Annotated in this window: 8 protein-coding genes and 8 tRNA genes; all 16 read right to left on the minus strand. The window is 41.6% G+C overall.

Features of this window, described 5'->3' with window-relative positions:
• Positions 1-127 precede the first annotated feature (127 nt).
• The 16 genes from ODU45_RS09480 to ODU45_RS09555 all read right to left on the minus strand — a co-directional run bounded on the left by ODU45_RS09480 (position 128) and on the right by ODU45_RS09555 (position 7,920).
• Positions 128-376 carry a phosphopantetheine-binding protein gene (locus ODU45_RS09480; protein ID WP_105138876.1) on the minus strand — a complete coding sequence of 83 codons (249 nt, stop codon included), beginning with the start codon at positions 374-376 and terminating at the stop codon, positions 128-130.
• Positions 369-1,376: a phosphate acyltransferase PlsX gene (plsX, locus tag ODU45_RS09485; protein ID WP_167787005.1), complete on the minus strand. Its 1,008-nt coding sequence runs from the start codon at positions 1,374-1,376 to the stop codon at positions 369-371. The genes ODU45_RS09480 and plsX overlap by 8 nt, the downstream gene beginning before the upstream one ends.
• Positions 1,373-2,155 carry a DNA repair protein RecO gene (gene recO / locus ODU45_RS09490; RefSeq protein ID WP_044771111.1) on the minus strand — a complete coding sequence of 261 codons (783 nt, stop codon included), beginning with the start codon at positions 2,153-2,155 and terminating at the stop codon, positions 1,373-1,375. Before recO ends, plsX begins: the two co-directional genes overlap by 4 nt.
• The gene (locus ODU45_RS09495) at positions 2,142-3,320 is read right to left on the minus strand and encodes a pyridoxal phosphate-dependent aminotransferase (RefSeq protein ID WP_029172090.1); all 1,179 of its coding nucleotides are present in this window, start codon (positions 3,318-3,320) and stop codon (positions 2,142-2,144) included. Before ODU45_RS09495 ends, recO begins: the two co-directional genes overlap by 14 nt.
• An 86-nt stretch (positions 3,321-3,406) precedes the next feature.
• Positions 3,407-4,375, minus strand: a complete 969-nt coding sequence (locus ODU45_RS09500; RefSeq protein WP_053867119.1) for a ribose-phosphate diphosphokinase — start codon at positions 4,373-4,375, stop codon at positions 3,407-3,409.
• 102 nt (positions 4,376-4,477) lie between these two features.
• A complete protein-coding gene (gene pcsB, locus ODU45_RS09505) occupies positions 4,478-5,713 on the minus strand; it encodes a peptidoglycan hydrolase PcsB (protein ID WP_398581209.1) in 1,236 nt (411 codons plus the stop codon).
• 84 nt (positions 5,714-5,797) lie between these two features.
• A complete protein-coding gene (gene mreD / locus ODU45_RS09510; RefSeq protein WP_053867121.1) occupies positions 5,798-6,313 on the minus strand; it encodes a rod shape-determining protein MreD in 516 nt (171 codons plus the stop codon).
• Positions 6,303-7,139, minus strand: a complete 837-nt coding sequence (mreC, locus tag ODU45_RS09515) for a rod shape-determining protein MreC (protein WP_398581210.1) — start codon at positions 7,137-7,139, stop codon at positions 6,303-6,305. Before mreC ends, mreD begins: the two co-directional genes overlap by 11 nt.
• A 59-nt stretch (positions 7,140-7,198) precedes the next feature.
• Positions 7,199-7,286, minus strand: a tRNA-Ser gene (locus ODU45_RS09520).
• Positions 7,287-7,298: 12 nt separating this feature from the next.
• A tRNA-Ile gene (locus tag ODU45_RS09525) sits at positions 7,299-7,372 on the minus strand.
• A gap of 31 nt (positions 7,373-7,403) precedes the next feature.
• Positions 7,404-7,476, minus strand: a tRNA-Phe gene (locus ODU45_RS09530).
• 14 nt (positions 7,477-7,490) lie between these two features.
• Positions 7,491-7,564: transfer RNA gene (locus ODU45_RS09535), tRNA-Met, on the minus strand.
• Positions 7,565-7,574: 10 nt separating this feature from the next.
• Positions 7,575-7,664, minus strand: a tRNA-Ser gene (locus tag ODU45_RS09540).
• A gap of 6 nt (positions 7,665-7,670) precedes the next feature.
• Positions 7,671-7,744: transfer RNA gene (locus ODU45_RS09545), tRNA-Ile, on the minus strand.
• A gap of 16 nt (positions 7,745-7,760) precedes the next feature.
• A tRNA-Met gene (locus ODU45_RS09550) sits at positions 7,761-7,834 on the minus strand.
• A 12-nt stretch (positions 7,835-7,846) separates the two neighbouring features.
• Positions 7,847-7,920: transfer RNA gene (locus ODU45_RS09555), tRNA-Pro, on the minus strand.
• Positions 7,921-7,969: the final 49 nt, after the last annotated feature.

Here is a 7,969-nt window from a genome sequence, read left to right on the forward strand (position 1 = left end):
ACATCTATTTTTATAATCATCAACGATTTCAAGAACGCAACAACGGCCTTGCCCCTCTTGAAATGAGGAACAAGGCCGTCGCCTAATCTTTTATTATTTCATTGTCCACTTGACAGGGAGCAGTTCACTACGAACGTTTTTTTACTTCTTCATAAATAAAATCAACAATATCAGATAGGACCTCAAAATGCTCAATAGCAGCATCTGGGACATCTACATGAAATTCATCCTCCAAATTAAGAACAAATTCCATGATTTCTACTGAATCTGCTGCAATATTATCTGTCAAAGTAGATTCAGGTTGAACTTGAAAATCTTCTCCCTTTTCATCCTGAATTAATTCAACAACCCGCTGATAGACCTGCTCTCTAGTCATGACTCTCCTCCACTACTGAAAATTTGGCCACTGATTTTTCAACAATACCAGCCTCCAAAATCGAACGCGTCTGCTTGATCGTATAGAAAATTGACTGAGCATCGCTGGATCCGTGCGCCTTGATGACAGGTGCTTTCAGACCAAGCAAGACAGCACCACCTGCAGTTTTATAGTCCATAGCCCCCAAGGCCTTTTTCAAGGTTGGTTTGACCAAGAGACCACCCAATTTAGCACGCAGACCACCATTCTTGATTGAGCCAGTCAACTGACCAACGATGGATTTTGCAGTCCCTTCAACTGTTTTCAGCACAGCGTTTCCCGTGAAACCATCCGTCACGACCACATCCGCCACGCTGTTAAGCAACTCACGCGCCTCCACATTGCCAATAAAGTTGATTGACTTGTCTTCCGCCAAGAGTTTATAGGCTTCTTGGTGAACTGGCGTGCCCTTGGTATCTTCCGTACCGTTGTTCAAAAGTCCCACACGAGGTTGTTTGACACCACGCACATGCTCCGCGTAAAATGAGCCAAGAATACCATACTGATAGAGATGATGAGATGTATTTTCAGCATTTGCCCCCAAGTCCATCATATCAAATCCCTTACCGTCCATAGTCGGCAAGGTAGACATAAGACCAGGACGGTCGATGTTCTTGATGCGACCGACGACAAAGACGCCTGCCGCCAAAAGAGCACCTGTATTTCCAGCTGACAAGACCGCATCTGCCTGACCATCCTTAACAGCCTTGGTCGCTAGGACCATAGAAGCCTCTTTCTTACGACGAATAGCCTTGACAGGCTCATCATCTGAATTGATTTTCTCCGTCGTATGGACGATGCTGACACGCTCTGTCACTGTCAAATACTGCTTGATTTTAGCCTCATCACCATAAAGTTGAATTTCAATGTCTGGAAAGGCAGCCAAGGCTTGATTGACACCTTCTACCACTGCCTGAGGGGCGTGGTCCCCACCCATAGCATCTACTGCAATACGTTTCATTCTGTTTCCTCATTTTCTGTTCTTGGTTTCATAATCTGCCCCCAAGAAGACAAATCATCTATAAATTTCTTGGATTTCAAGTGAATCCCCACATATTCCTCGTACAGCTGGTCAATAAAAAGCCGTAATTTTCGCTTCATCTCAGGCTTGATGGAAATGGTTTCCAGCTCATCAAAGGAAATAGCCTGAAATTGATCAAGTAGATAGGGAACATTGGGATCCAGATAAGCCCGTCGCTCATCTTGTTGATAGTGTTGCGGACACAAGACACCGCTGTACTTGTAGGAATAGTCAAAAGGCAAGCCAACCCGATGACAAAAAGCACACTCGTGAAAATTCAGACTGATCCCAAATCGTCCCAAGAGCTGAATTTCAAAGATATTGGTCAAAATTTCATAGTCCAAACCCGACTCCATCAAATCCAAGGTCTTGACCAAAAATGCAAAGAGGGCTGGGTCATAAACCTTATCCTGCAAGGCCGCATCTGCCAAGGCCAAGATGTAGGTAGCATAGCTAAGTTTAAAAATATCACCGTTAATACTCTTAAATGGCTGTACCTGATGAAAATCTTCGATATAAGACAGACCATCATCATTGATTTTAACGATAAAATCCGCATAGGTCAAAGGTTGGATAGAAGCTACCAACTTGGACTTAGAAGCATGTTTCACGAAAAACATTCGCTTGCCAGCCTTCTCTGTAAAAATCTTGACCAGCTTGTCATCTTCTCGAAAATTCCGATTGTAAAGGACTAATCCCCTAGTTTCAATTCGTTCCATTTTCTTCTAGATATTCCTTCAAACGAACCATAGCTGTTTGAATTTTCTCCATACTTGCTGCATAGGAAATTCGCACATAGCCTTCTCCATACTGACCGAAGGCTGCACCCGGAATTAAGGCCACCGCTTTCTTTCTCGCAAAGTCTTGCAAGAAGCTAAAGGAATCTTGATTGTAACCCGCAGGGATTTTTGCAAAGATGTAAAATGCTCCATCAGGCTTGATAATTTTAAAGCCCAAGTCCGTCATCTTCTCGATGATGTAATCCCTACGCTTGATATACTCCGCCCGCATTGGCAGAGCATCATCCTTACCGTTTTTCAAGGCCTCAACCGCACCATACTGCATAGCAGTTGACGCTGCAGTCACGAGATATTGGTGGCTCTTGATGATTTGAGCGATGATGGGAGCCTGACTCATAATCAAGCCAATCCGCCAACCTGTCATGGCATGGGACTTGGACAATCCCTGAATCAAAATGGTCTGTTCTGGCAAAAACTCCGCAATCGAAGTATGGGGCTGGCCAGTGTAAGTCAACTCCGCATAGACCTCATCTGATAGGACAAAGACAGGATACTTACGCAAGACATCCGCAAAGGCCTGAATTTGCTCACGTGAGTAGGTCACTCCCGTTGGATTGGCAGGATAGTTGAGAATGACAGCTTTTAGCTTATCCCCCTGCTCAATAATCGCTTCTTCCAACATCTCAGGTGTCAACACAAAATCATTTGCCGTCGTATCGATTTCAACAATGTCTGCTCCCACCATATTGACAATCGGCTCATAACCAGGATAGGCAGGGGCAGGTAGAAGTACCGTATCCCCAGCTTCTAAAATAGCAACTAAACTCGCTGATAGAGCTTCTGTCGCACCGATTGTAGAGAGGATTTCATTTTCTGGATTGTAGTGTAAATTATATTTTTCAGCCACAAACTCAGCTGCTGCTTGGCGCAACTCCAAAAGACCAGCCATACCAGTATAATAGCTCTGGTTAGCATCGATTGCAGCCTTAGCCGCTTCTTTGACATGATCAGGCGTTGTAAAATCAGGCTCTCCCAAGGTCAGTTTCAAAATCCCTGGAACATCCGAAATAGACTGATCAAACTGACGAATCATCGAAACCTCAATCCGATTCAAATTCTTATTAAAACGATTTAATAAATCCATTCTGCCACCTCAAAAACATATAAAACTATTATAATACATTTTGAAAATAAATGTAAAAAAGAAGAGTCATTTGACTCTCCTCATACCTATTTAACACGACTTGCCTCAAACAAAGGTGACAAGGGACGTTTTTCATGAATACGAATAATCGCTTCCGCTAATAATTCTGCCGTTGAAATATGTTCGATTTTATCGATTAAGCGATCTTCTGCAATTTCAATTGTATCAAGAACAACCAATTTCTTAATTGCTGACTTACTAATGTTATCCATAGCAGGCCCTGACAATACTGGGTGCGTACATGAAGCATAAACAGCTGTTGCCCCTGCATCTGCCAAAGCATCCGCTGCATGACAGATGGTACCCGCAGTATCAATCATATCATCAATCAAGATACAAGTTTTATCCTTAATATCGCCAATAATGTTCATCACTTCTGATGTATTCATCTTATCAACACTACGACGTTTATCAATAATAGCAATCGGTGTCTTCAAGAACTGTGCTAACTTACGGGCACGTGTCACACCACCATGGTCAGGTGATACAACAACATAGCCATCACCTACCATACCACGACGCTCAAAATAATCCGCAATCAATGGAGCACCCATCAAATGATCAACAGGAATATCGAAGAATCCCTGGATCTGCGCAGCATGCAAATCAATTGTCAACAAACGATTGACCCCCGCTGTCTGCAACATATTAGCCACCAATTTTGATGTAATTGGTTCCCGTGCACGAGCCTTCCGGTCTTGGCGTGCATAACCATAATAAGGCATTACTACGTTTACTGATTCAGCAGATGCACGTCTAAGAGCATCAACCATAATCAAAATTTCCATTAAATTATCATTAACTGGTGAGCTAGTAGATTGAAGAATGTACACATGAGTTCCACGAATGGATTCCTCAATATTTACCTGAATTTCACCATCTGAAAATTGACGAACACTTGATTTTCCAAGAGGAATTCCTATTTTTTTCGACACCTGTTCAGCTAACTTCTGATTTGACGAAAGAGCGAACAATTTTAAGTCAGTAAACGCCATGACAGCCTCCTATATATTTCTACCTTTACTATTTTAACCCTTTTTCCTCCATTTTTCAAACAAAAATAGAGCGCAATTCTACACGCTCTATTTGAAAATTTCTTAATATGGAGGGTAAATGTAGTAAACTGCTCCCTCAGAAGTCGTTGTTGGGTTGAAATAACCACCTCGATGGTTACCAATATAACGACGACCCATATAGTTTGATTCAACGACTTGGATACTTGTTGAGGATTCAACAGCCGTAACAACCGCTACGTGCCCATAATAGCCACCAGTCCAAACAGCAATTGCACCCACTTGTGGAGTAGAACCTGTACTAAAACCTTCAGCACGTGCTGATGCTAACCACTGTTTAGCATCTCCCCAGTAAGGACCAACCCATGAAAGTTGAGATTTAACGCCCCAAGTACACTCACCAACCGGGTAAGATGAAGCATCATAGCGCGCATTGCTCACAGCAGCTGAGCTACTTGACCCAGAGAATACCGGTGTTGTAGATGTGCTTACTGACTGAGAAGGTACTGAAACCGTCTCAGTCACTGTAGTTGCTACTGGAGTTGACACAACAGGTGCCGATACTGAAGCCACTTGTTGTTGCGCTAGAGAAGCTTGTTGCGCTTGATACTCAGCCTGACGAGCGGCCGCTTGACGAGCCGCTTCCTCTGCTACTGCCTTTTTCTCCAGTAATGAATTCTTCTCATCTTCAGCAGTAGCTTTCTGCACAGCCAAATTTAACTTAGCAGCTTCTAATTCAGCTTGACGTACTTGCAATACTTGGGCATCATCTTCCAATTTCTGACGATTAGCAGCCAAAGTAGTGATTGCTTCTTGGTTTGCCTTCTGTTTTTCAACAATCGCTTCTTTATCAGCCTTTTGTTGTTCCAACATACGGTTATTAGCTGAAACAATCTCACGCATTGCATTAACACGAGAAACAGCATCAATGATTGATTTTGAATCCAAAATTGTATTAATGTAACTTGAAGCAGAACCATCAATTTGAGCACTACGTGCCTGCTCCCTCAAAGCACCATCACGCGATACAATATCAGCTGACAAACGCTCAATATCTGCCCCCAATGTCTGCGATTCTGCTTCCAAACGAGTATTTTCTTCTGTTAATTTCGCCTGTTCACTAACAATTGCATCAACTTGTCCTTGAATAGCATCAACTTGTTGTTGAGCTTCAGCTTGTTGTGCTGTCAACTCACTAATCTGTTGATTTTTTGCTGCAATCTGACTATCTACATCATTCGCACTAATCACAGCTACATAATTAGCATTAGATAGAACGACTGTACTTAACATAATTGTAGCCAAGATTTTTTTCTTCATATCCGAACATAACTCCTCTATACTTTCTGACTCTCTCATTTTATCAAAAAAATTGCGTAAGTATATTACGCAATTATTACATTTCTATGTCTTGTTTGTTATTCCAAATAAACGCTCAAATAACGGTTGTAGTACGAAAAATAAGACCAAATTGAATAGTAAACTTGGAAGTAATTTATTAAAAACGAAGATAAATACAGACAAGTTTGTTATATGAAAAATACGAGCAAATGAATAACTAATAAATTCAAATTGAAAAATAGCTACTAGTAAAATCAAAATATTAATTCCTCGCTTGCTGACTGCACTTTGGAAGAAGAAATAGATGCAATACAAAACTAAAGGAAGGGTTGTAGTAGCAATACCAATCAGATTAAGATAACTAATATCATATACCAAACCTAGCAAAGTAAATATGAATAATGAAAAACCAAGAGACACATAGTTAGCATAAAAAATAGCTAACATAAGTACCAAATGACTTGAAATAGTAAATAATCCAACCGACCAATTTGTTACCAACGTTGAAATCTGTCCATCAAGTAATAAAATAAAGAACAAGATGGGAAACATAAATATTTCTATCATTTTATTGCGCATTTGTTTGACCTACCACTAAAACCGAATAAATGTTTGAAAAACTAGCTGTCGGCTCAACATATACTTCTCTATTTAAACTATTACTATTTGATTTAACCGATACAACTTTACCAATTTGGACATTTGCCGGAGTCGCACCAGCCAAATCACTCGTTACAACATTGCTCCCCACTGCAATTTCATCAACTGAGTTCAACTGATTAATGACAAAACTATTTGTATCTGCATCATAGCCTGATAAAATACCATAAATTTCTTTAGAATCAACAGAAATTTTCACAGGCAAATTCGTGAATTCATCCGAATTCGTAAATAAGGTAACAACCGCCGAATCTGAACTCAATGAACTCACGATGCCAACTAATCCACCATTAGCAACCACAAGTGCATTAGATGTCACACCACTAGTCTCACCAATATTAATTGAAATATGCTCCGACCACGATGAAGGAGTCCTCACTAAAACTGATCCTGGAATAAGTTGTTTTTCAGGAAAATCAGATACCACACCTAAACTGCTACGAAGCGATGCATTCTCTTCTTTCAAGCTAGTATTTTCAGCAGCCATCCCTTCAAGGCTCATAATAGCTTCCTTTAATTGTTTGTTTTCCTCGTAAGCGTTAATCAAATCTGTCAAGACATCTTTCTGCTCAGAAAAAAATCTAGTAGGCACTGAAATAACCGATTGAATTGGCGACACAACAACACTGATAAGGTTATTTAAATATGGTACCTGTAACCCTTTAGAAAAAGTAACAAACAAAAGAGAAAATGACAGTAATAAAAAGATAGAAACAACTACTACTAATTTTGAAAATTTATTCATAATAGACCCTCACCAAGATACAATAAAACGAGAATATCAAGCGATAATCTCGTTCACTACGGAGAATAAGGGATTCGAACCCTTGCGCCAGTTACCCGACCTAACGATTTAGCAAACCGTCCTCTTCAGCCTCTTGAGTAATTCTCCATCAATATAATATGGGCACGAGTGGAATCGAACCACCGACCTCACGCTTATCAGGCGTGCGCTCTAACCATCTGAGCTACGCGCCCAAGATAATAAACTTGGACAAAGTTAAATTAATGGCGCGAGACGGAATCGAACCGCCGACACATGGAGCTTCAATCCATTGCTCTACCAACTGAGCTACCGAGCCACATCTTAAAGAAATTGCGGGAGCAGGATTTGAACCTACGACCTTCGGGTTATGAGCCCGACGAGCTACCTAGCTGCTCCATCCCGCGGTAGTAGAAAAGGAGGATGTGGGATTCGAACCCACGCACGCTGTTACACGCCTGACGGTTTTCAAGACCGTTCCCTTCAGCCGGACTTGGGTAATCCTCCAATATATGGACCTTGTAGGACTCGAACCTACGACCGCTCGGTTATGAGCCGAGAGCTCTAACCAGCTGAGCTAAAGGTCCAGCAAACAAGAGTATATAGCGGCGAAGGGGATCGAACCCCCGACCTCCCGGGTATGAACCGGACGCTCTAGCCAGCTGAGCTACACCGCCAAAATAATATAATCGGGAAGACAGGATTCGAACCTGCGACACCTTGGTCCCAAACCAAGTACTCTACCAAGCTGAGCTACTTCCCGATACTATTAAAAATAAAGCTCCCCTAACGTCTCCATTAAGCGAGTGATG

Origin of the sequence: Streptococcus sp. 2022WUSS135, assembly GCF_044427045.1 — a bacterium.
Taxonomy (GTDB): domain Bacteria; phylum Bacillota; class Bacilli; order Lactobacillales; family Streptococcaceae; genus Streptococcus; species Streptococcus hashimotonensis.

What these genes read in the sequence shown, in the direction of transcription:
- ODU45_RS09480 (WP_105138876.1), bottom strand. Translation starts at nt 376, where the DNA reads ATGACTAGAGAGCAGGTCTATCAGCGGGTTGTTGAATTAATTCAGGAT.
- plsX (WP_167787005.1), bottom strand. Translation starts at nt 1,376, where the DNA reads ATGAAACGTATTGCAGTAGATGCTATGGGTGGGGACCACGCCCCTCAG.
- recO (WP_044771111.1), bottom strand. Translation starts at nt 2,155, where the DNA reads ATGGAACGAATTGAAACTAGGGGATTAGTCCTTTACAATCGGAATTTT.
- ODU45_RS09495 (WP_029172090.1), bottom strand. Translation starts at nt 3,320, where the DNA reads ATGGATTTATTAAATCGTTTTAATAAGAATTTGAATCGGATTGAGGTT.
- ODU45_RS09500 (WP_053867119.1), bottom strand. Translation starts at nt 4,375, where the DNA reads ATGGCGTTTACTGACTTAAAATTGTTCGCTCTTTCGTCAAATCAGAAG.
- pcsB (WP_398581209.1), bottom strand. Translation starts at nt 5,713, where the DNA reads ATGAAGAAAAAAATCTTGGCTACAATTATGTTAAGTACAGTCGTTCTA.
- mreD (WP_053867121.1), bottom strand. Translation starts at nt 6,313, where the DNA reads ATGCGCAATAAAATGATAGAAATATTTATGTTTCCCATCTTGTTCTTT.
- mreC (WP_398581210.1), bottom strand. Translation starts at nt 7,139, where the DNA reads ATGAATAAATTTTCAAAATTAGTAGTAGTTGTTTCTATCTTTTTATTA.